This window comes from Paraburkholderia sp. BGA-UO-ETr-F21, from assembly GCF_059567925.1.
The window spans coordinates 290928-313672 of record NZ_JCAQOY010000029.1 but is presented as its reverse complement, the minus strand read 5'-3'; the positions used below and the strand labels follow the sequence as shown (position 1 = coordinate 313672).

The 22745-nt window shown below is 64.8% G+C and carries 16 protein-coding genes; 10 read left to right on the top strand and 6 right to left on the bottom strand.

All coding sequences use genetic code 11. The features are described from left to right. The first annotated feature begins 146 nt into the window (after positions 1–146). A complete protein-coding gene (locus tag AC57B1_RS17785; protein WP_496418181.1) occupies positions 147–1607 on the top strand; it encodes an oligosaccharide flippase family protein in 1461 nt (486 codons plus the stop codon). 44 nt (positions 1608–1651) lie between these two features. On the opposite strand, the gene AC57B1_RS17780 is transcribed toward AC57B1_RS17785, so the two are convergent. Genes AC57B1_RS17780 through AC57B1_RS17755 form a run of 6 tightly spaced genes read right to left on the bottom strand, consistent with a single transcriptional unit; the run spans position 1652 to position 9670 of the window. Continuing rightward, the gene (locus AC57B1_RS17780) at positions 1652–2806 is read right to left on the bottom strand and encodes a glycosyltransferase family 4 protein (RefSeq protein ID WP_496418180.1); all 1155 of its coding nucleotides are present in this window, start codon (positions 2804–2806) and stop codon (positions 1652–1654) included. Then, positions 2803–5229, bottom strand: coding sequence for an NHL repeat-containing protein (locus AC57B1_RS17775; protein WP_496418179.1), 2427 nt, complete (start codon positions 5227–5229; stop codon positions 2803–2805). Before AC57B1_RS17775 ends, AC57B1_RS17780 begins: the two co-directional genes overlap by 4 nt. A gap of 13 nt (positions 5230–5242) precedes the next feature. After that, the gene (locus AC57B1_RS17770; RefSeq protein ID WP_496418178.1) at positions 5243–6400 is read right to left on the bottom strand and encodes a glycosyltransferase family 4 protein; all 1158 of its coding nucleotides are present in this window, start codon (positions 6398–6400) and stop codon (positions 5243–5245) included. After that, a complete protein-coding gene (locus AC57B1_RS17765; RefSeq protein ID WP_408343282.1) occupies positions 6397–7575 on the bottom strand; it encodes a glycosyltransferase family 4 protein in 1179 nt (392 codons plus the stop codon). The genes AC57B1_RS17770 and AC57B1_RS17765 overlap by 4 nt, the downstream gene beginning before the upstream one ends. Positions 7576–7586: 11 nt before the next feature. Further along, entirely contained in the window at positions 7587–9137 is a 1551-nt protein-coding gene (locus AC57B1_RS17760; protein ID WP_496418177.1) for an O-antigen ligase family protein, read from the bottom strand. Beyond that, on the bottom strand, positions 9137–9670 hold the full coding sequence (locus tag AC57B1_RS17755; RefSeq protein WP_091794713.1) for a GNAT family N-acetyltransferase: 534 nt from the start codon (positions 9668–9670) through the stop codon (positions 9137–9139). Before AC57B1_RS17755 ends, AC57B1_RS17760 begins: the two co-directional genes overlap by 1 nt. A 348-nt stretch (positions 9671–10018) precedes the next feature. On the opposite strand from AC57B1_RS17755, the gene AC57B1_RS17750 reads away from it, so the two are divergent. From AC57B1_RS17750 to AC57B1_RS17710, 9 genes are all read left to right on the top strand, one after another. Continuing rightward, positions 10019–10270 carry an acyl carrier protein gene (locus tag AC57B1_RS17750; protein ID WP_408182993.1) on the top strand — a complete coding sequence of 84 codons (252 nt, stop codon included), beginning with the start codon at positions 10019–10021 and terminating at the stop codon, positions 10268–10270. After that, positions 10267–11550 carry an acyl-CoA dehydrogenase family protein gene (locus tag AC57B1_RS17745; protein WP_496418176.1) on the top strand — a complete coding sequence of 428 codons (1284 nt, stop codon included), beginning with the start codon at positions 10267–10269 and terminating at the stop codon, positions 11548–11550. The genes AC57B1_RS17750 and AC57B1_RS17745 overlap by 4 nt, the downstream gene beginning before the upstream one ends. Position 11551: 1 nt before the next feature. Next, positions 11552–12616 (top strand): amino acid--[acyl-carrier-protein] ligase, encoded by a 1065-nt coding sequence (locus AC57B1_RS17740; protein ID WP_496418175.1) that lies wholly within the window; start codon positions 11552–11554, stop codon positions 12614–12616. Then, positions 12613–13689 (top strand): DUF1839 family protein, encoded by a 1077-nt coding sequence (locus AC57B1_RS17735; RefSeq protein WP_408343272.1) that lies wholly within the window; start codon positions 12613–12615, stop codon positions 13687–13689. The genes AC57B1_RS17740 and AC57B1_RS17735 overlap by 4 nt, the downstream gene beginning before the upstream one ends. 40 nt (positions 13690–13729) lie before the next feature. Next, on the top strand, positions 13730–16366 hold the full coding sequence (locus tag AC57B1_RS17730) for a glycosyl hydrolase 2 galactose-binding domain-containing protein (protein WP_496418174.1): 2637 nt from the start codon (positions 13730–13732) through the stop codon (positions 16364–16366). A gap of 631 nt (positions 16367–16997) precedes the next feature. Then, positions 16998–17732, top strand: coding sequence for a Crp/Fnr family transcriptional regulator (locus tag AC57B1_RS17725; protein ID WP_006048767.1), 735 nt, complete (start codon positions 16998–17000; stop codon positions 17730–17732). Between the two features lie 35 nt (positions 17733–17767). Further along, on the top strand, positions 17768–19153 hold the full coding sequence (locus tag AC57B1_RS17720) for an undecaprenyl-phosphate glucose phosphotransferase (RefSeq protein WP_496418173.1): 1386 nt from the start codon (positions 17768–17770) through the stop codon (positions 19151–19153). Between the two features lie 2 nt (positions 19154–19155). Next, positions 19156–20109, top strand: a complete 954-nt coding sequence (locus AC57B1_RS17715; RefSeq protein WP_408343266.1) for a glycosyltransferase family 2 protein — start codon at positions 19156–19158, stop codon at positions 20107–20109. A 159-nt stretch (positions 20110–20268) separates the two neighbouring features. Beyond that, the gene (locus tag AC57B1_RS17710; protein ID WP_496418172.1) at positions 20269–22677 is read left to right on the top strand and encodes a polysaccharide biosynthesis tyrosine autokinase; all 2409 of its coding nucleotides are present in this window, start codon (positions 20269–20271) and stop codon (positions 22675–22677) included. Positions 22678–22745 lie beyond the last annotated feature (68 nt).

Below are 22745 nucleotides of genomic sequence, written 5' to 3'. Positions count from 1 at the left end.
TAGACGCGCCAGGGGCCAGGGCAATATCGAAACCTGCGACGGGCCGACACCGTCGTGTCAAGCGCGCTGCAGGGTGCGACTGCGCACCGACAGCGGCCAGAACGGACCACACCATTGCAGGAATTCAGACGCCGGAAAAGCGCACCATGGAAAGAAGTATCGTCAGGAACATCGTCATCAATTTCGCCGGGGCGATCGCTCCAACGTTTATCTCCCTCGTCACCGTGCCCGCCTATATTCACCTGATGGGCGTCGAACGATACGGCGTGATCAATCTGGTGTGGACCCTGATCGGCTACTTCAGCGTGCTGGATCTCGGCACGAGTCTCGCCACCGAAAATCAGATCTCCAAAGCACGCGCCGCCACGGACGATTCGATCGAGCGCATCTTCTGGAGCGCGTGGTTCATGAATCTGGGCACCGGCATTGTGGGCGGCCTTCTCATTTACGTGGGCACGGTTGTCTATATCACGCACGGCGTGAAGATCGAACCGGCCTTCCAGCGCGAAGTGATGGCGAGCCTGCCGTGGATCGCCGTGGCCGTGCCGATCGCCAACGTCTCATGGGTGTTTGCCGGCGCCATCAACGGCGTGGAGCGCTTCACCAGCTTCAACGTCAATCAGACACTGGGCACCGCGCTGTTCCAGTTGCTGCCGCTAGCGGCGATCTTCTGCTTCTCGCCCTCGCTCGCGGTGGTGATTCCGGCGGCTGTGGTGGCGCGCCTCGTGGCCGGCCTGATGCTCGGCGCGGCCGCATTTCGCGCGCTCGGGATTCGCCGCGTGCGGATGCCGCAATGGCATGTGATGACCGAACTCTTCCGCTATGGCCGCTGGATGCTGATGTTTTCCGGCGCCAACATGATTGCGTCGACACTCGACCGGGTGCTGGTGGGCGCGCTGCTCGGCGCGCGCTACGTGACGTATTACGCAACGCCGCAGAACCTGATTACGCGCCTGAATCTGCTGCCCATCGCGATGGTGCGCACACTGTTCCCACGCCTGTCGGCCGTGTCCCGCGCGGATGCGGACGCATTGGCGCATAGCGCTCTCGCGTTTCTCAACGGCGCGTTCACGCCGTGCGTGATCGTCGCGCTATTCGCACTCAAGCCTTTCCTCCTGCTCTGGCTGGGGCCGACGGTCGCGGCCGCCGCGCCGGTTGCCAGCGTGCTCGTGCTCGGCGTATGGCTGAGCGGCCAGTGCGGCATTCTAGGAATTCTGATCCAGGCGCAGACCAGCCCGGCCGCCGTCGCCACGGTGAGCTGGCTCGAATTGCCGGTATTCGCCGGCGCGCTGTGGTGCGGGATTCACTGGTTCGGGATCATGGGCGCGGGTGTCGTCGTCACGCTCAAAGCGCTATTCGACTACGCGGTGCTGCTGGTGTTCGCGCGGCTGCACGTGTGGTCCATCGTACGCAATATGCTGGCCCACCTCGCGTTCCTGCTAGTAGCAGTCGCGCTCGCCGATTCGATCAGCGCGGTGCCGACGCTCATCGTCGCGGCACTCGTGCTAGCCCTCGCGAACCTGGGGCTATCGTTGCACGGGTCGAGCGAGCTTCGCGGCTTGGTCGGCAAGCTCTGGGCGCGCTTTACGCCGTCCACCACCAGCTAGTCCATAGGACTGAAGCGGGCCGCTGCTGAGCGCGGCCCTCTCTTTCAGATCGAGCTCGAGAGCGTGACAGTGTCCGGCACTACTCGTGTAACCGCCGTCATACCGCGTGTGGCGATGCTCGCAAAGCGGCGCGGCTGGCAGCTCGCCAAAGTCCGTTCGTATATCGACAGATAGCCGTCGCTCACCTGCTGCACGCTGAATTTGTCGAGCTTGCAGAGCGCGCGTGCGGACAGCGCCGCATGCGCATCGCGCGCGCTCAGCAGATGCCCGAGCGCCTGTGCCAACGCAGTCGGGTCCTGCACCGGCACGAGCACGCCGGCTTCGCCGCCGTCGAGCATCTCGGGAATGCCGCCCACGCGCGTCGCCACGATCGCCCGACCTAATTCACGCGCTTCACAAAGCACGAGGCCGGCCGCCTCGTAGTGCGAGGCGAGCACGAACACGTCGGCCTGCGCGAGATACGCACGCGGGTCGGCGACAAAACCTTCGAAACGCACCTGCGCGGCGACACCCAGTTGCCGAGCCAGCGCTTCCATGGCACCGCGATCCGGACCGTCGCCGACGAGATACAGGAGCGCGTGCGGCACGCGCTCGCGTAGCAGCGCGAAGGCATGCAGCAGATCGCCGATCCCCTTACGCTCATACATGCCCGACACCGTGACGACGCACGGATGCGCCAGTTGCGGTTGCGCGGGCACCGGCGTGTCGGCGAGGCGCGGCGTGCCGATCGTGCCATTGCGCACGACACTCAGGCGCGCCGGCGCAATGCCGCGCCGCGCCATCGCCGCGGCCACCGCATCGCTGACCGCCACCACGTGATCGCCGACGCCCATCAGCGTGGCGCTGCGCTGAAACTCGTTGTGCACCGTGGTGATCAGCACGTAGCGCCGCCGCAGCGCGCTCACGCGAGCGATCAGCGCGCCGGTCATCATGTGCGCGTGCACGACGTCGGGGTCGACCTGCGCGACCAGCCGTCTGAAGCCCGCCACCATGCTCGCGACACGCGACGGTCTGGGCGATTGCGGCAACCGCACGTGACGCACGCCGTGCCGCGCCAGCAGCGCTTCAAAGCCGCCGCCCGCCGAGGCCACCGTCACGTCGTGGCCGGCGCGCGCCTGCAGGCAGGCAAGGTCGACCATCACGTTGACGATACCATTGCCGACGCATTGCGCGTGATTGGCGAGGTGAATGATTTTCATGGAGTCTGCGCGACAGTCGTTGAATGAGGGGCAGCCGCGACAAGCGGCGCCGAGGGCGGCGTGAAGCGGTACATCAGCGCCTTGCCGTAGGCGTCTTCTTCCACCAGCACGAGGTATTCGCCCGAGGCGAGGCGATGCGCAGTCATCGGCATGGGCACATCGACCCAGCCGCTCGTCGAGCCGACTTCCTTGCCCGGCGAGAGGCGGCCGATATCGCGTCCGCTCGCGCGGTCGTACACACGCACCACGGCGCCGCGCGTTTCGACGGCGAACACGTAGTCGCCCGCCACGGCAAAGCCGCTGATCGACGACCAGTCCGGCGCGCCGCGATCGGGCAAGCCGATCACATAGCGCAGCACGGGCTTGCCGCTTTTCCAGTGGTCATAGCGGGCCAACTGCGAACCCGCGCCATTCCAGTTCTCCTGCACGAACGGATGCGCGGGTGTCGAGCCGGAGACGAACATGCTGTCTTCATCGGGGAAATAATTCAGGCGCGCGACCCGGTAGAACGGCGCGGGCGGCGCATACTGCCGCATCGCCGAGTAGCGGTAGATCGGATTGCCGATGCGATCGAACCCCTGCAGCGGAAAGCAACGAATACCCTGCGATTCGGTGCCCTGCCAGATATCGCCGCGGCTATCCACCCACCAGCCGCGCATTGGCGGAGCGTCGGCGTTGCGAATGTTCTGGTCGAATGCCTGTGGAGAGAAGTCGCCCTTGCCCGTCGTATCGCGCCAGATCCATTCGCCTTGCCGCGGCTGATTGGGCGGCCACGCGCCGTCGATATGCGACTGTGCGAAGAGCCCAGCGGGGATCGCGGTCTCGCGGTCGTCGGCGAAACGATAGATCCGCAGATACGAGGAATACATATCGGTCGTAAAGAGCAGACGGTGACCGCGCACATCGCGCACCATCGGCATGCCCCGCTGGCCGCCGAGATACAGATGAAAATATGGATCGTACGGATAGCGGAAACGGTCCGCGGTGTAGCCGGCATACGCCCACTCCTGCCCGAGTGGCCGCGAAAGATCGAGCGTGAAACGCTTGCTGCCGCTGTACACCGAAGGCGGCTCGCCATCCACGAACTGCGCGCCGTCGACGAATAACAGTCCCTGCAGACTGAAGCGCTGTTTGCCATCGGGCGTATAGCTTTCGAGCAGCGCGCCGTCGTAGGTGCTCGGACCCGTGCCGAACGGGCGCGGACCCGCGCCGTTCATCGACACATAGACGTTGCCGCCGCGGTCCACGCCCACTCCCGTCAGCCCGTTGAAGCGCCGTGGCCCCGGCGCGCCGGCCCGGCCCGCGTAGATGCCGCCCTCCTGTCCGAAGCTCGCCGACAATTGCATGCCCGCTCCTTGCTGAGTCGTGGCGCTCGCCGTCGCGCCGGGCGTCGCCGTGAAGATCAGGATCTGCTGGCGCACGCCGTTGTCGGCGATCAACAGGCGCCCGCGCGCGTCGACCGTCAGGTCTACGGGCACCACGCCGTCGGGCAATGCGAGTTCGCCCAGACGGGCGCCATCGCGTGCATGGTGAACGACGCGCCGCGCGCTGTCCGTGCGGCTGTTCTCAATGGCCCACAACGAGCCGTCGGAAGCGAGCGCAAGCCGGCCAGGCTCGGGCACCGGGAACGCACCGACCGCTTGCATGGTTTGCGCGTCGTACACCTGCACGCGGTTATCGAGCAGGTTCGAAACGAACAGCCGCGTGTCGTCCGCGGCGAGGCCGCGGACCGCGTAGTCGGTCTTGTCGGAATAGGTGGAGATCAACAGATACGCGAGCCGGCTGCTGGCGGGAAACTTCACCTGGCCGGCGAACGGCACGCCGTCGCGTAGGTCGGCCCGGCTGCGGCGCGCCACGCCCGTCCACACTTCGCCCTCGCGCGGGGTCGCGCGGTGTTTCGCCTCTTCGTTGCCGAGGCTCACCATGGTTTGCGCGACGTACACGTACTCGCTGTTCACGGCGATCGCATCGCCCCCCATCATGCCCCAGCCATGCGACTCGCCGCCGTGCCGCACCAGCTCGCCGTTGCGGTACTGGCCGAGTTCGCCGCCGCCTTCGTCCCAGGGCGCGTTCGTGAATACGTCGCCATCCGGCGTGACGGCGAGCGCCTGCACGTCGATCTGCATCCAGCGATGATCGGCATAACCCCACGTATTGCCGATCCACGAGGTTCGGTAGGATAGCGAAGGATGGGCGGATGCCGCCTGTACTTCGGCGGCGGGCCGGCTGGCCGCGGCTGCGGCGACGGTCGTTGCGGCTGCGGTTGCGTTGGGAGTGGTAATGGCTGCCGCCGCCTCGGTACTCAGCGCCGGCCCGTGAATCGTCCATCCCGAGCCAGCGGGGCCGATCACCACCAGCACAGGCAAGGCCACGGCGATTACGCACACCAGGCGCTCGAAGGTTTTGCGTGCGGTGCTTCGCATGATCACAGGCGTATCAGAATGCGCTGATCGCTTCGCGATAGACGCGCGCAACCTGCGCGGCGACCACCGGCCGGTCGAAATGCGCGCTCGCATACGCACGGCACGCCTCGGCATCCGGCACCACGCGGCGCCCGAGCAGGACGTCGGCAATCCCTTCTCCGAGCGAGCGGAAACCGCTCGACGGCAGCACCAGTTCGGACGACAGCGGCGCCACCGCTTCCGGCAGGCCGCCCACCGGCGTCACCAGCACCGGCGTGCCCGCGGCGAGCGATTCGATCGTGGTGAGCCCGAAGCCTTCGAGCGACACCGTCGGCACCACCGAAAGATCGGCGGCCCGATACCACAGCGGCACTTTCTCGTCGGCGACGAAACCCGCCAGCCGAACATTACGTTCCAGCCCGCGCGAAACAATGCGCGCCTGCAACTGAGCTTCCAGCGGTCCCTTGCCGGCGATGATGAGAAGTGCGTCCGGGATCATCGGCTTGACGAGGGCCATGGCGTCGATCAGGTCTTCGAGGCCCATGCGCGAGACGAGACGCCGCATGCAAAAGAGCAACGGCCTGTCCTGAGGCAAACGCAAACGCCCGCGCGCCTCGCGCTTCGTCGCCCGCGTATTGAAGTGCGCCACGTCGACACAGCCCGGCACGATACGAATGCTGTCCTCACGCACGCCGTAGTTCTCGTGAAGCAGCCGGCCAAATGCCTGCGACAGCACGATATGCCGCGTCCCGCTGCGATAGACGAAGCGCTCCAGCGCGACGCGCATGGCGCGCGACCAGCCGCCACCACCGCCCGGAAACGATTCGGCCGCCCATGGTCCGTGAAAATGCACGACCTTCGGCACGCGCCGGAACACGCCGACAGTCGGCGCCGCGTAGAGCGCGAAATGCGAGGCGACCACATCGGGCATCTTCGCGGCGCGCAGCGCACGCGACTGCACACGCGAACCCCACAGCCGCGTGCCGAGTTGCGACTGCGCGCCGGCAAAAGCCAGCACGCGGCCGCCCGACGCATCGAACACGCCCGGCGTGCCGGCCACCATGCCGCGCACATTGACGCCATGCTCGGGCAGCGTATCGATCAATGCCTTGAACATGCGGTCAAGGCCACCCGGCCTCTCGTTGAACCAGTGCATTCCGATTTGCAGCGATTCGATCGACGTATCGCTCATAGTTCCGCCGATGCGGTCGTGCACGCCGCCGGCAGCTCGCGCGCCGCGCGCCGTGCATGCACCTGTTCGTAAACGGACAGATAGCGCTCAGCCATCGCCTGCCAGCTCAACGTGCCGGCCACCGCGCGCGCGGCGAGCCCAAGGCGTCGCGCGTAATCCGGCTCTCTGGCGAGATGCTCGATCGCCACGGCAAGCGCGGCGGCGTCGTTGGGATCGTCGAGCACGATACCGCTGCCGCGTGCGATCACTTCCGCGCCGCCCGCGGTGCGCACGGTGATGACCGGCAATCCGGCGGACAACGCCTCGAGCAGCACGAGCCCCATCGGCTCGTAGCGCGAGGGGAACACGAACGCATCGACCGAGCGCATCAGCGCGGGCATGTCCATCACCATGTCCGTGAAGTGGACCCGCTGCGTCAGTCCGAGCGATTTCACCAGCGCGGGGTAAGGACTGTTGTGCAGAATCCCGGCGACCGCGAGATGCACTTCGGGGGACGTGCGTACGAGCGCATGCAGGACGGTGTCGAGATTCTTGCGCGACATACGCAGGTCGCCGGCGAACAGCAGCATGAACGGCGCTTGCGGCAGATTGAAACGGGCCCGCTCCGGTGTACCGGGCGTGAACTCGCCGACATCGACACCGTTGTGAATCACCTGCACCCGTGCCGAGCCGACGCCCAGCGCGCGAACTTCGCCGGCCACTTTCTGCGAAACCGGCACGATCACCTCGGCATGCCGGAACGCCCACTTTTCGCACAGGATATTCAGCAACGTGTAGACGACCTGGTACGCGTGATACAGGTTGTGCAGCAGCCTGAACGGATAGAAGCCGCAGCGATACCAGCCGTCGTGGACGAAGTGCGCGGCGTTGACGTCGGCACGCGCCCACGCAATGAAGCCGTTCACATGCACCACGTCGAATTCGTCGCGATGCGCGCGAATCCATGCGCCGCAACGCCAGGCGAACATCTGGTACTGAAGCAGTTTGGTCGGCAAACCGCTGGTGGGAACCTGCACGAAACGCACGTGAGGATGCTGCACCAACTCAGGCGCGGCCTCGGCGGCGAGCAGCGTCACCGAATGACCGGCGGCGAGCGCCGCCCGCACGATCTCATAGTTGACCCGCCCCTGGCCGTCGTTTTTTCGCACGACGTGGGTGACGATCAGAATCCGCATCCTTGTGTCCTTCATCTGGATATCTTGTTGTGCCGTAGTGAAGCAACGGCGGCCGCGCCCTGCCGTTCACGCGCATAACGCAGCGAAATCACGGGCAGCGTCACACCGAGAAAGAAAAACATCCCCGATACGGAGGTCAGCGTATTGATGAAAATCATCATCGAGAAAATCGCTACCGCCACGCCCACACCGGAAATCGCCAGCAGGTCGGTCGGATGCAGCCGGCTTGCCCGGTACGCGCGCCAGAGCAAAACGAATACGCCGGTGGCATAGAGCAGCGTGCCCGGCCACCCCATCACGAAGGGGACTTCCATCAGGCCGCTGTCGAAATCGACCCTCGCCGTGGATGATTTGTCGTCGGAGAGCTTGGTGCCAAGGCCGATCGTGCCGAGCCCCTGTCCCGCGATATCGGTAAACGCCGAGGAGAAAAAGCTCTTGTAGAACTCGGCGCGCGCCTGATAGCTGTTGTCCTCGCCGAGGTTCTGCATCGTGCTGAAGCGCTGGATCACCGGTTCGGCAACCTGATCGATCATCATCAGCGGCGCGGCCATCACGGCGAGCCCAAGCACGCCGGCCATCAACCGCATGCGGCTCCTGCCGTCGAGCATGAGGAACGAATACACGATCGCGATCGCAAAACCGCCCCACGTGCTGCGCGCGCTCGTGAGCAGCAGCACGGGAATGCCCACGCAGCCCAGCACGATGCGCGCCTTGCCGCGCGCCGCGAGCGACATCAGCAGAATCGTCATGAGCGTGACCGCGAACGGGCCGCACGAATTCATCGTGCTGCTCACACGCATGCCGAACGGCACCGGTTGCCCTTCGGATTGCATTTTCGAAGCGATCAGCCAGAAGGCGTCCCACGGCATCGGCGAAACGAATTCGACGAGGCCGTACACGCTCATCAGGAGTCCGCCATAAACGAATGCCTTCAGCAACACGCGGTGATAGTCGGGATAGTGGCGCCATGTGACCGTGAGATAAAACGCCACCATCACGGGATACAGCCAGTTGATGAGCGTGTAGGTCGCGGCAGCGGGACCGACCTGCGCCATGCCGACCACATAGGCGTACAGCAACGCGATCACGATCAGCACGAGCGGCGCCGCGCGACGCTGCCCCAGCAGCGAGACGTGCTTGAGCAGGGTCAGGCCTGTGAGCGCGACCGCGAGCAAAGGCGCGATCATGATCGGGCTTTGATCGTTGAACGAGCCGTTGACGAAGTCGGCAAGACGGCGCACTTCCGGCGTCAGGAAAAACAGCCAGCAGACGAAGCCGAGGTAATGCGCGGGCGAGCGCCAGTAGAACAACAATGCAATGCCGAATGCGCCGAGCGGAAAGAAGTATTCGACCACCCTGCCCTGATGCAGCGCGACCAGGCCCAACGTCACCGCAAATAGCAGTAGCGGCAGGCGCAGTGGATGGCGCAGGCCCCTCGCCCGCGCACCGGAGGCCGGCGCGGCAAAAGCAGGTGCCGCGCCCGGCGAAGTGCGTGGTATGTCCGGCGTCGGTCTCGCGAGTGCAAGCTGTGCGCTGGAAGGCGTGACGAGCATTCGCCCCATCACAGCAACTCGAACGTATTCACGAGCACGGCGGCGCCGCGCTCGCGGCGGCGCACGCCGAAGAGCGGCTGACTGACGCGCGCCTGGCGTGTGAGACCGATGAATGGCACGCCATGTTCGAGATAAGGTCCTTCCGTCTTGCGAAAGCCGAATTGCTCGTAGAAGCCGCGCAAACCGAGCGGCGCACTGACACGCGTGGCATGTCCCGGCCAACGTTCGGCGATTGCCTGCAGCACGCGTTCGAGCAGCAGTTCGGCGGTGCCGTCGCCGCGTCGCAGCGGACTCGTCAGCACCTTGTCGATGGTGATCTCCGGGTCTTCCGCGTCGCCGGGCTGCACGCGTGCGTAAGCGAGAATCGGCATGGAGCGCGCCATGTCCTCAACCGCGAACACGTGCAACGCATTTTCGTCGCGGCCGTCGGCGTCCAGACAGACATGCGACTGTTCGACTACGAACACCGCGCTGCGCGCCCGCAGGATCAGATACAACTCGCGTGCCGAAAGCTGATCGAATTCCAGCGTTTTCCAGTTCATCACGTTCCCCAGCGGTCAATAAGTTCAACGAGACCGGCTTTAGGCGCCGGCTTCGACGGCCTGGCTGCCTGCGCCGGTCCGTTCTGATGGCTACACGGTACGTCCGCAAACCGCGTGTTTCCGTGCGCCATCGCACTGACGCTAGGCTTTGACAATTCTTAAATACGGGACATCGGGCACGGCGTGGCAAAGCGCCGCCTGAAACCGCACGCAGTCACTGTGACCGCGCCGCCGCTGGCAAATCGACCACGCCGGCAAGCGCCGCGCGCAATCGACACAAAAACGATCACGTGCGTTCGATCGATGTCCGCGACATTCGAGACCGTTGAACAACTGGGGGACCACACCATGAAAACCGCATTGCGACGCATCCTTTCCGAATCGGCCCGCCTCGACGTCGCGCCGGAGAGCCTCGCCGACGACGCCGACCTGTACGCCGCGGGCTTGTCCTCACTCGCGACCGTGCATCTGATGCTGGCCATCGAAGACGAATTCGGCATTGAAATTCCAGACCGTTTGTTGACGCGGCGGCTTTTCTCGAGCATCGATTCGATGGCCGCCGCGGTAACCGAACTGCAACAGGCGAAGGCGGCAGCATGAACGCCCCGCTGCTGGATGCGGCGGCTTCGCTCGCCCCTACCCAGGTGCCGGCCCTCGACGAAGGCGACCCGCCGGCCGTGCTGAGCGCGGTCGAAGCCGAACCCGGCTGGCGCGCGGCGGCGCAACGCTGCGCCGCAGTGGCCGCGCAGTTCGCGGATTCGGTGGATCGTGAGGCACGCTTTCCGCGCGAAGCGTTCGACGCGCTCAAACGCGAGCGCCTGCTTTCGGCCATGGTGCCGGCCGCATTCGGCGGCGCGGGGCTGTCGCTCGCGGACGTCGGCGCGATCTGCGAAACGCTTGCGCAAGGCTGTGCGTCCACCGCGATGGTGTATGCGATGCATCAGATCCAGGTGGCCTGCATCGAGGCGCATGGCAGCGACTCGGCGTGGCACCGGCAGTTGCTCGCGCAACTGGTCGAGAACCAATGGCTGCTGGCTTCGGCCACCTCCGAAGAAACCATCGGCGGCAATATGCGCACCAGTGCATGCGCAGTCGAGCTCGACGCTGCGCGCTTTCACATCGAAAAGCTCGCACCGACGATCTCTTACGGCGCACACGCCGACGGCATTCTGGTCACGGCCCGCCGCACCGCCGAGTCGGCCGCGGCGGATCAGGTGCTGATCGTCGCGTTGCGCGCCGACACGCAATTGGAAAAGCGCGGCAGTTGGGATTCGATGGGCATGCGCGGCACCTGCAGCGAGGGCTTCCGGCTCGTCGCCACGGGTCTGGCCGAACAGATCCTGCCGACGCCCTTTGCCGAGATCGCCGATCAGACCATGCTGCCGGTTTCGCACACGCTGTGGGCCTCGGTCTGGACGGGTGTGGCCAGCGACGCGGTGAATCGCGCGAAAGTGTTCTTTCGCGCGCAGGCGCGCTCGAAGCCCGGTGCGATCCCGCCAGCCGGCTTGCGTCTCGCCGAAGCGGTCGGTCTGCTGCAGATGATGCAGGCGCGCCTCGCGGTCGCGCTGGAGGCGGCGCGCGCCGCCCACCAGGCACGCCACGGCGGCTCGCAAGCCGATGCGCCGCTCGCAGCCATGCTCGGCTTCGCCTCCGACATGAACACGCTGAAGACGAGCATCTCCACCACCGCGCTGCAGGTCGTGCAGGAAGTGCTGATGATCTGCGGCATGGCGGGCTACAAGAACGGCACACCGTACAGCGTGGGACGCCATTTACGCGACCTGTACTCCGCGCCGCTAATGATCAACAACGACCGCATTGCGCAGAACACCGCGAGCCTGTTGCTCGCGCAACGTCCTGCCGCCCCGGGGAGAGCCTGACATGAACACGATGACCGATACCGCCGCCCTCGCCGCTGCCGCTCAGGCAGCGGAAGCGCCGGGCTTTCGCGACGAACTGCTGGCCGCGGGCCTGTTGATCGATACCGGCGAAAACGGCCTGTACGGCCGTAGTCAGATTTTCGAGGACGTGGTGGACCGTCTGAACGTGGCGATCACGCATCTGGGCGCGGACCAGCAGCCCGAAGTGCTGCGCTTTCCGCCCGCCATGCGCCGCACCGACTTCGAAGACAGCGAGTATCTGAAGAGCTTCCCGAACCTGGCCGGCACGATTCACTCGTTCTGCGGCGACGACATGGGCCACCGGCGCCTGCTGCGCGCGCTCGACGACGCGATGACCGAAAGCGACGACGACCGCAGCGACTCGTGGATGGCGCAGCAGAAACCGACCCGCGTGGTGCTCACGCCGGCCGCCTGCTATCCGATCTACCCGGTGATGGCGCGACGCGGTCCGCTGCCCGCCGGCGGCCGCACCATCGACGTGCTGTCGTATTGCTTCCGTCACGAGCCGTCACTCGATCCCGGCCGCATGCAGATGTTCCGTCAGCGCGAATACGTGCGCCTCGGCAGCGGCGAACAGGTGATGGCATTCCGCCAGATGTGGATCGAGCGCGGCTCGCTGCTCGTGAAACTGCTGCAACTGCCGGTCGAAGTGGATCTCGCCAACGACCCGTTCTTCGGCCGCGGCGGCAAGATCGTCGCCGACAGCCAGCGCGCCCAGGCGCTGAAATTCGAACTGCTGATTCCGGTGGCCGACCCGCGCGGCAAGACCGCTTGCCTGTCGTTCAACTATCACATGGAACACTTCGGCGCGATCTGGAAGATCGAGTGCGACGACGGTACGGTTGCGCATACGGGCTGCGTCGGCTTCGGCATGGAACGCATCACGCTCGCGCTGTTCCGTCATCACGGGCTCGATGTAAACGCCTGGCCGGACGACGTGCGCGCGCTGCTGTGGGGCGATACCGAAGCACGCGTGACGCACGGCATCGCGTCCATGCAGACAGAAACAGGCGTGGCGGCGCAAGACGCCGGAGAGCGCGTATGAATCCGTCGCTGACACCCGTGCCGAACGGCGCGCACACCGCCTTCCCGCTGACCCGGCGCGTCGATCTGTCCGCCGCGGGCGGCGTTGCCGCGGCCACGCCGGCCGCGCCCGCCACGCGTTTGCGCGAGCATGCGCCACACGCGTTGCATCAAGGCGAGCGCGTGTGGCAAGAAACGAATTGCTACGTGGACCTGTGGATCGAACTGCTGCACGGCTTCGGGCTCGATCCGCGCGCGGCGTTCGGCTTTACCGTCACGCAGGATTTCGAAGGCGATCAGTTCACGTTCTTCAAGTTTCCGCTCGAAGACCTCGAACGGCTCTACGGCACCCAGGTGCAGGAACTGGCCATCTACGATTCGCTCGAAGCGCGCGTGCTCGCGCAGACTTCACGCGGCCACACGGTGCTGGTGGAAGTAGACGGCTATTACCTGCCGAACACGCGCGCCACGTCGTACCGGCGCGAGCATCCGAAAACCACGGTGGGCATCGACTTCATCGATCCCGCCGCGCGCCGTCTCGGCTATTTCCACAACACCGGCTATCACCTGCTCGACGGTGAGGACTACGACGGCGTGTTTCGCAAGCTGCCGCAATTCGCGCAGCAGCCCGACCTGCTGTTTCCGTACGTGGAGTTCGCCAAGCAGGCGCGGCCCGCGCTCGAAGGCACCGCATTGGCGGAAGCGTCGGCGGAATTACTGTGTGCGCACCTGGGGCGCCGGCCGCTGACCAATCCGATTTCGTCATGGCGTGCCGCGTTTCCCGCGCATCTCGATACGCTGCTCGAACGCGGCGAAAAATTCTTCCACCCGTACTCGTTCAACCTGATGCGGCAGCTCGGCGCGAACTTCGAGTTCCTCTCGAAGTATCTGGTGTGGCTTTCCGCACAAGGCTTCGAGATTCCGGCATCGATTCCGGCCGCGGCGCAGAGCATCGCGTCGGAGTCGATGATCATGCAGTTCCGGCTCGTGCGGGCCATTGCGCGCGGACGCCGCGATCTGTGCGAAGACTGCTTCGACGTGCTCGAAAGCGCTTACGAAAAGACGCTGCCGCCGCTCGCCGCGCTGGTGCTGTGACGCTCCGCGCACGGCTTCGCGGACTTCTCGGGAACTCGCCGTGGATGCATTGACGATCGACCTGGTGCCTGACAATGGCGATGCGAGCGGCGAACTCGCGAACGTTCTTCACGAAGCCGGCGATTCTGGCGATGCCGTTCAAACCGATGCCGCATTGGCGCGGGCATCGCAAACACTCTGGCCGCAGCGCCTCGAGATCGGCTGGGAATGTTTGAGCACGGCGGCGGGCGCATGCGCGTCGCCCGCCGATTTGCCCGCGCACGGCTGGCTCGCCGCGCAAGTGCCGGGCACCGTGGCGAGCGCGCGGCGTGCCGCAGGTCTTCTCGACCTCGCCAATCCGCCGCCGCTTGCCTTCGACGATCACTGGTATCGGCTCGCACTCGAAGGCGCCGGCAACCGCCGCTTGCGCCTGCACGGGCTCGCCACGCTCGCCGAAGTCTGGCTCGGCGGCATCAGGCTTCTCGACTCCGATTCGATGTTCGTCGCGCACGATCTCGACATCGAACTGAACGGCAACGCGACGCTCGCGCTGTGCTTCCGCTCTCTCGCGCCGGCATTGGCGGCAAAACGTTCGCGCGCGCGCTGGCGGCCCCGGCTCGTATCGCCGCCCACCTTGCGCAACGTGCGCACCACCCTGCTTGGCCATATGCCTGGCTGGTGTCCTTCGGTGCAGGCGGTCGGCCCATGGCGTCCCGTCGAACTGCTGAGCGACGCGCCCCACGCATTCGACACCGTGGACATAGCAAGCCGGCTCGACGGCGACGACGGCCTTGTTTCGTTGACGCTACGTTTCCTGCATCCGCATCACGATGCGAACTGCCACGCCTCACTTAAATGCGGGGATGCTGTTTCGTCTTTGCAATGGCGCGATTCATATACACTGACCGGCAGCGTGCGCGTGCCGCACGTGCAGCGCTGGTGGCCGCACACGCACGGCGAACCCACTTTATATGCATTGTCGTTGCAGCTTGATGACGGGCGCGCGATATCTCACGCGTTGGGTCTGGTCGGCTTTCGCAGCATTGACGTGGAGCATGGCGCGGACGGCATGGGCTTCGCGTTGCGCGTAAATGACCTGCCCGTGTTCTGCCGTGGCGCATGCTGGACCAGCGCGGACCTCGTCACCCTGAGCGGTAGTGAAGCGCAATTGCGTCGCGCTTTTACGCTCGCCCGCGATGCGGGCATGAACATGTTGCGCGTGGGCGGCACGATGGTGTACGAGTCCGACGCGTTTTACGCGCTTGCCGACGAATACGGCATGCTCGTCTGGCAAGACTTCGCATTGGCGAATTTCGACTACCCGAACGATGCCGCATTCCGCGCGTCGATCGAGCGCGAGGCCACCCAGTTTCTCACGCGCACACGACGCTTCGCTTCGCTCGCGGTATTGTGCGGCGGCAGCGAAGTCGACCAGCAGGCGGCCATGTTCGGCCTGCCGCCTTCAATGCGCGCGCAACCACTCTTTACCGAACAGTTGCCCGCCATCGTCGCGCGTGAGCGCTCCGACGTGCCATATGTGAGCAACTCCCCGTCGGGAGGCGCGTGGCCGTTTTCGACTAACGAGGGTGTCACTCACTACTATGGCGTGGGCGCCTATCAGCGTCCGCTCGACGACGTGCGCCGCTCGCAAGTGCGCTTTGCCGCCGAATGCCTCGCTTTCGCCAACGTACCCGACGACGCCACCTTGCGCGACGCGCTGGGCACGATCCATCTGCACGATCCGCGCTGGAAGGCCGCCGTGCCGCGCGACCCCGGCGCAGGCTGGGATTTCGACGACGTGCGCGACCACTATCTGCAAACGTTGTACGGCGTCGAGCCCGCCCGCCTGCGTTATGAAGACCCCGAGCGTTATCTGGACCTGTCGCGCGCGGTGGTCGCCGAATTGATGGCAGACGTGTTCGCCGAGTGGCGACGCGCCGGCTCGTCATGCGGCGGCGCGCTCGTCTGGCAGCTTCAGGATTTGCGACCTGGCGCAGGCTGGGGCTTGATCGATGCCACAGGGCGGCCTAAAAGCGCCCTGCACGGCCTTGCCGGAGCGCTGCAACCCATTCAGGTGATGATCACCGACGAGGGCCTCAACGGGCTCGACATTCATCTGCTCAATGAGCGCGCACAGCCATTGCACGCGCAACTCGATCTGCTGTGTCTGCGCGACGGCAGCGTCAAGGTCGCCTCCGCAAGTTGCGCTATCGACCTGGCGCCGCATAGCGCACAGCGTTTGAGCGCAGCCGCGTGCCTTGGCCAGTTCTTCGATTTCACGCACGCGTACCGCTTCGGCCCGCGCGCGCACGACGTGACGATCGCCACGCTGCGCGACAAGGCAAGCGGCCGGATCGTTTCGGAAGCGTTTCATCTGCCGGAGCGTCGCATTGGCGAACGGCACGACCTGGGCTTGACGGTCGCCGCGGAGCGTAACGGCGACGGCTGGCAGCTCGTGATCGAAACAAAGCGTTTTGCGCGCTTCCTTCATATCGTTGACACACACTACCGTGCCGCGCACGACTGGTTCCATCTGCCACCGAACCGCCGTTGCGTCGTGCCGCTCATCCCGCTCACACCGCTGGACGGTTTGGTTGCACACGCATCGAATGCCGTGTTTAAAGCTGATGCAACATATGCGGCGCCCGCCGGAGAAGTTCGCGCGGTCAATGCGATATCCGCCACGTTCTACGGCTGAACGTCTCCCTGATCTAGCCACCCCTTCGCGAAGCGCGTAAAACCTCGCGCTGCGCGGATCCACCTGTCTGGTCTGCAGAATCACTGTTGGTTTTTCTCAGACTTTTGCGTCGCCAAAAACCTCATCGGTACGCCACCGCACGCAGCGTGTCGAACACATCTGAATCAAATCCGGCACATCCCGGACGCCGTATCAAAACGCATCCTGATGGGCTGATTCAACCGTGAGACACCCGGCACCAGGCCCCTACCAGCACCCGCCAGGCCAATCCCAGCAAGGCGTTGATCCGAATCGACAGACCCCGCGAAGCGGCCTCGGAGCGCGAGGCCGTTGTACAGATTTGAAACAAAAAGGCGCGTTTGGCTTCGCACGCCGCTAAGACTTGGTACGTTACCCCGCACCAGTCCTCGTTTCCCCTACCGCTGGCACGCTCCTCGCTAATAGACGAGCGCAACACAGCGTCACCGCAGATGAGATCGACAACAACGGCGGCGGCGCATCAGGCCAATACGGGGCCGGTCCTGTTTATCCTTCGCTGCTCGCCAGGCAGCAAGTCGTCCAACAAGGGATGCAGGCATCGGATCAAAAACAGAAAGTCACGCAGAGCGCGACTTTCACGCGAGGACCGATCATGTTGACACTTCAATCCGATTTGCACGGCAACCATTTGCTCGGCGCATTGCCGTCCCACGAATGGCAGGCCCTGGCTCCTCATCTCGAACTGGTTCACCTGCGCACCGAGCAATTGCTGTGTGACTCCGGTCAACGCATTCATCACGTCTACTTCCCGACCACTGCGATCATCTCGATGCTCTCGACGATGGAAGACGGCAGTTCGGTCGAAATCGCCGCGGTGGGCCGCGAAGGCATGACGGGCGTGCCGGTGCTCACGGGTGGCGAGACCATGCCGAATCGCGTACAGGTTCAATGCGCCGGCTTCGCGTACCGGATGAGCGCACAGGCGCTCAAGCAACAATTCGCCCGCTCCGACTTTCTGCGCCGCCTGATGCTGCTGTATATGCACGCGCTGCTCACGCAAGTCGCGCAAACGGCCGCCTGCAACCGCCACCACGCGCTGAACAAGCAACTGTGCCGCTGGTTGCTGATCGAGGTGGACCGTGTCGCGTCGAATGATCTGACCGTGACCCAGCAACTGATCGCCGACATGCTCGGCGTGCGCCGCGAAGGCATTACCGAAGCGGCCGGCAAGTTGCACGACGAAGGCCTGATTCACCATAGCCGCGGCCACATCAAGGTGCTCGACCGTAAAGGACTCGAAGCACGCGCCTGCGAATGCTATGGCCTCGTCAAGCGCGAATTCGACCGCCTTCTACCCCGTCTGCGCCAGGCTGAAACCGTCGAGTAAGCGCTGGTTCGTCCGACTAATGGGTAGAGTCAAACATGTTCAGGAATACTGCGCGATTCCTCGACGCACTCTTCGTGATTGCGGGAGGCCTGCTCGCTCACTGGATGCGGTTCTCGACGCCGAGTGCGGTGTCGGACACCGAGCGTCTTCTGATCGCCTTCAACTGCGTGCTGGTTCTGCTGCTGTTTCCCGGCTTCGGGGTTTATGAAACCTGGCGCGGCAAACCGTTGTCCTCCATGCTGGCAAGAGTTGCCGCCGCATGGATGGTGGTGGTCGCCACCGCGCTGATCCTCGCGTTCACGCTGCATCGTATGGATGCCGTGTCGCGTTTGTGGTTCGGCTACTCCACGTTGATTTCCGGCGCGCTGATCATCGCAACCAAGTGCCTCGTGCATGTGGCATTGCGCTTCGTACGCAGCCGCGGGATGAACTACCGCACCGTCGCGATAGTCGGCGCACCCGGCTTCGCACGCACGCTGCTCGCCCATCTCGAACATGCGCCACAAGCCGGCTTCAAACCGGTCTGCCTGTTCGACACCAGCCTCGAAGCGGCCGGGAACTACGGTGCGCATCCGCACCGTCTGCCGGTACTGACCGATCTGAACGCGTTCGCCGCCAAGGTGCGCGAGGAACATGTCAACGAAGTGTGGCTCGCGTTGCCGCTTTCCGAAGAACACACGATTTACCGGTTCACGCGCATGTTCCGGCATGACTTCGTGAATCTGCGCTTCATTCCCGATGTGCGAAGCCTCTCGCTTTTCAATCACGCGCTGGTCGATGTCGTCGGTTTACCGACGCTCAACCTGAGCGCGACGCCCTTCTCGCCGCCGCAGATGTGGCCCAAGCTGATCTTCGACCGCCTGTTCGCGGCAGCCGCGCTACTCGCGCTCGCGCCGGTGTTCGTGGTGCTCGCGATCGGCATCAAGCTCGGCTCGCCGGGGCCGGTGTTCTTTCGCCAGACTCGCAAAGGCGTGGACGGTCAGCCGTTCGCAATCTACAAGTTCCGTTCGATGACCGTGCATCACGAAGCGCAGGGCCAGCTCACCCAGGCCTCGCGCAACGACGCGCGCATCACGAAGCTCGGCGGCTTCATGCGCCGCACGAGCCTCGACGAACTGCCGCAGTTTCTCAACGTGCTGCTCGGCCAGATGTCGGTAGTCGGCCCGCGTCCGCATGCGGTCGAACACGACGATCTCTACAAGGATCAGGTGTACGGCTACATGTACCGCTACCGGATCAAGCCCGGCATTACCGGCTGGGCGCAAGTCAACGGCTATCGCGGCGCTACCAGCAAGGTGGAAAAAATGGAAGCGCGCGTCAAGTTCGATCTCTTCTACATCTATAACTGGTCGTTCTGGTTCGACATGAAGATCGTGTTCATTACGATCTTCAAGGGCTTTGTCGGCCGCAACGCATACTGATCATGCCAATACGGGAACCGTTCGTGAAAGTCTCCGTGATCGTGCCGACCTACCGGCGCACCGCCGACCTGGCGCGCTGCCTCGCGGCACTCGACGCGCAGGAGCGTCGCGCCGACGAGGTGATCGTGATCGCGCGTCACGACGATTACGCCACGCTCGACTGGCTGCGCACCCGCGAGGCCAACCGGCCCGATCCGCGCCGCTCGGTCGTACTGGTGCGCAAGCCCGGCGTGGTCGCCGCGTACAACCTCGGCATCGAGAGCGCGAGCGGCAACGTGCTCTGCTTCACCGACGACGACGCCGCGCCGCATTCCGACTGGGTCGCGCGGATCGCGCGCGCCTTCGAACGCGATGCGACGCTCGGCGGCCTGGGCGGGCGCGACATCGTGCATGAACGCCACGGCATCCTGCAGGGGCAGAAGCCGCGCGTGGGCCTCGTGCGCTGGTATGGGCGGACCATCGGCAATCACCATATCGGCCACGGCAAGGCGCGCGAAGTGCAGGTGCTCAAAGGCGTGAACATGTCGTTTCGCCGCGAGGCGATCGGCGCGTTGCGCTTCGACGGACGCTTGCGCGGCACCGGCGCGCAGGTTCACTGCGAGATGGCCTTCAGTCTCGACATAGAGCGGCGCGGCTGGAAACTGATCTACGACCCGGCGCTCCTGGTAGAGCACTTCCCCGCCCAGCGCAGCGACGAAGACCAGCGTTTCACCTTCAACGACGCAGCGTTCTATAACGCGTCGTTCAATCTCCGACTCATCATGTGCGAATACCTGACGCCGCCTGGCCGATGGGCGTTCGTCGCTTACTCGACGCTGATCGGCGATCGCGCGGACCCGGGGTTCCTGCGCGCATTGTCACTGGCATTCGAGCGCGGAGGCTTGGCGCTTGCGCTGCGCAAGTGGCGAGTCGGCTTACGCGCAATGCGCGGGGCATGGCAGGAAGCAATGCGCTGACGCTTGACGCAACCGATCGACACACCTGATCGGCGTACCGGTTTCTCGCGGGGGGGACCACAACATGACGATCAGAACGATGGCCGTCGGGCTCTCGGCAGCATCGCTTTTCCACACACCACAGTTGTTCAGAACAATCGCTCGCAACGGGGTATCACTATGAGTACATACGACATGCTGGAACCGGGACCGGCGTCCAGCAGCGACGAAGATGCCGTGATGCGCGATCTCTTGCGCATGGTCATGGATCAGATCTGGTGGGTGATCGGCATCGCCGCGAGCGTGATTCTCGCCGCCGTGCTCTACACGAAGGTCGCCACACCGATCTATTCCGCCGACGCGCTGCTCCAGGTCGACGCGCAAAGCAACAACAACGGCAGCACGCAGTCGCAGAATTCGCCGACGCTCACGCCGTCGGTCGGACCGATGCGCACCGACGCGGAAATCGAAATCATCAAGAGTCGCGCCGTGGTCGAGCCGGTGGTCGAACAGTTCAAGCTGAACTTCGCCACGTCTGAAAAGACCGTGCCGGTGCTCGGCAAGATCTCGGCGCTGTTCGCGCGGCCGGGCCATCCGCTCGGCGCGGCGTTCGGCCTGGATTCGTATGCGTGGGGCGGAGAGCAATTCGAGGTCCAGTCGATCGCCGTGCCGAAGTCGCTCGAAGGCGCGCGCCTCACGCTGCGCGTGCTCGAATACGGCCGCTACGAACTGACCGATGCGCTCGGCCAACAGATCCTCACCGGCGTCGCCGGCCAGGAAGCCGAAGGGGGCGGCGTCACGTTGTTCGTGAAGACGCTGGTGGCGCGTCCGGGCACCGAGTTCTACGTGACGCGCTACAACCAGCTCGACGCGGTTTCCGGCCTTGCCGCCGGTTTGCAGGTCACGGAAAAAGGCCGCGACACCGGCGTTGTGCAACTGTCGTACACGGGCACCGACCCGCACGCGATCACCGACATCGCCAACGCGGTGGCCCACTCGTACCTGAAGCAACGCACCGAACGCGCGCAGGAAGAAGCGAGCCGCATGCTCACCTTCCTGAACGGCGAATTGCCGCGTCTGCGCGAAGAAGTGAAGCGGACGGAAACCGCGTTGTCGGAGTATCAGTCGAAAGTCGGCTCGTTCTCGTTCCAGCCCACTCAGGAAGCCGGTGTGTACCTCGCCGGTGGCCTCGACTATGACAAGCAGCTCGGCACGTTGCGCATCCAGCGCGCGCAACTGTTGCAGCGATTCACCGAAGCGTCCCAGGAGGTGCAGCAGGTCGACGCGCAAATCGCCGCGATGACGCGCGAGAAGAAAAACTTCGAGGATCACTTCGCCTCCTTGCCGAGTTCCGAGCGCAACGCCATCGCCTTGCAGCGCGACGCGAAAGTGGCCGGAGAAATCTATGTGACGCTGCTGAACAAAACGCAGGAGCTTTCGATTTCGCGCGCCGGCACGATCGGCAACGTGCATATCATCGACGAAGCCTTGCTGCCGTCCCAGCCGGTACGGCCGAAGTCGGCGCTGATCATTTCGGCGGGCACGGTGCTCGGCGTGATCGGCGGGATTCTGTTCGCGTTCTGCCGCCGCACGTTCTTTACCGGCGTGTCCGACCCCGAGTTCGTCGAACGGCGCTTTCATCTGCCGATTTTCGGCTCGATCGCCTTCAGTCCGGAACAGGCGCGCAGCGACCGGCAATTGAGCGCGATGCGCCGCGCCGCCCTGCCCGGACCACGCTCCACGCCGACCGAAGTACGCGCGGTCGCGGACGAGCCGTCGGGCGTCATGCGCCTACTGCGCTCGCGTTCGGCGGCCGACAGTCGAGCCCAGGTGGCGGTGGGCACGCAGACCGTCATCGGTTCGGGCAAGACGCCGATACGGCCGCTGCTGGTCAAGACGCATCCGTACGACACGACGGTGGAAGGCTTGCGCGGGCTGCGCGCCACGCTGCAATTCGGCCTGCTCGACGCGCCCAACCGGATCGTCGCGATCACGAGCCCGGCGCCCTCGGACGGCAAGAGCTTCCTGTGCGCGAACCTCGCCGCGCTAATGGCGGAATCGGGCAAGCGCGTGTTGCTGATCGACGCCGATCTGCGACGCGGCCGGCTCGCTCACTATCTTGGACGCTCGCCTAACGGCGGCCTGACTGAACTGCTGACCGGCCAGGCGGATCTGGAAGCCGTGGCGCGCGCGACAGGCGTGGATGGCCTGCACTTCATCGGGTCGGGCGCTTATCCGCCGAATCCGTCGGAGATTCTGACCTCGCCGCGTTTCAGCGAAATTCTCGCGCGCTTCGAGCAGGAGTTCGATCTGGTCATTGTGGATACGCCGCCGCTGCTGGCGGTGGCCGACGCCGCGGTGGTCGCCCACATCGCCGGGTCCACGGTGCTGGTGATGCGCTCGGGCGCACACACCGAGGGCCACGTGGCCGACGCGCTGAAGAAACTGCGGCGCGCGCGTGCGCGGGTGGTGGGCGGCGTGATGAATGCCGTGCCGCTCAAGAGTCACAATCGCAACGGCACGTATGACTATGCCTATGCGTATACCTACTCCGCCGGTGACCCGCCTGACATTCATGCGCCGAGCTGAAGCACGTTGAGCGTTGAGCGTTGGGCGCTGGACAAAGAAAGGGCTGCGCCGCATGAAGGCGCAGCCCT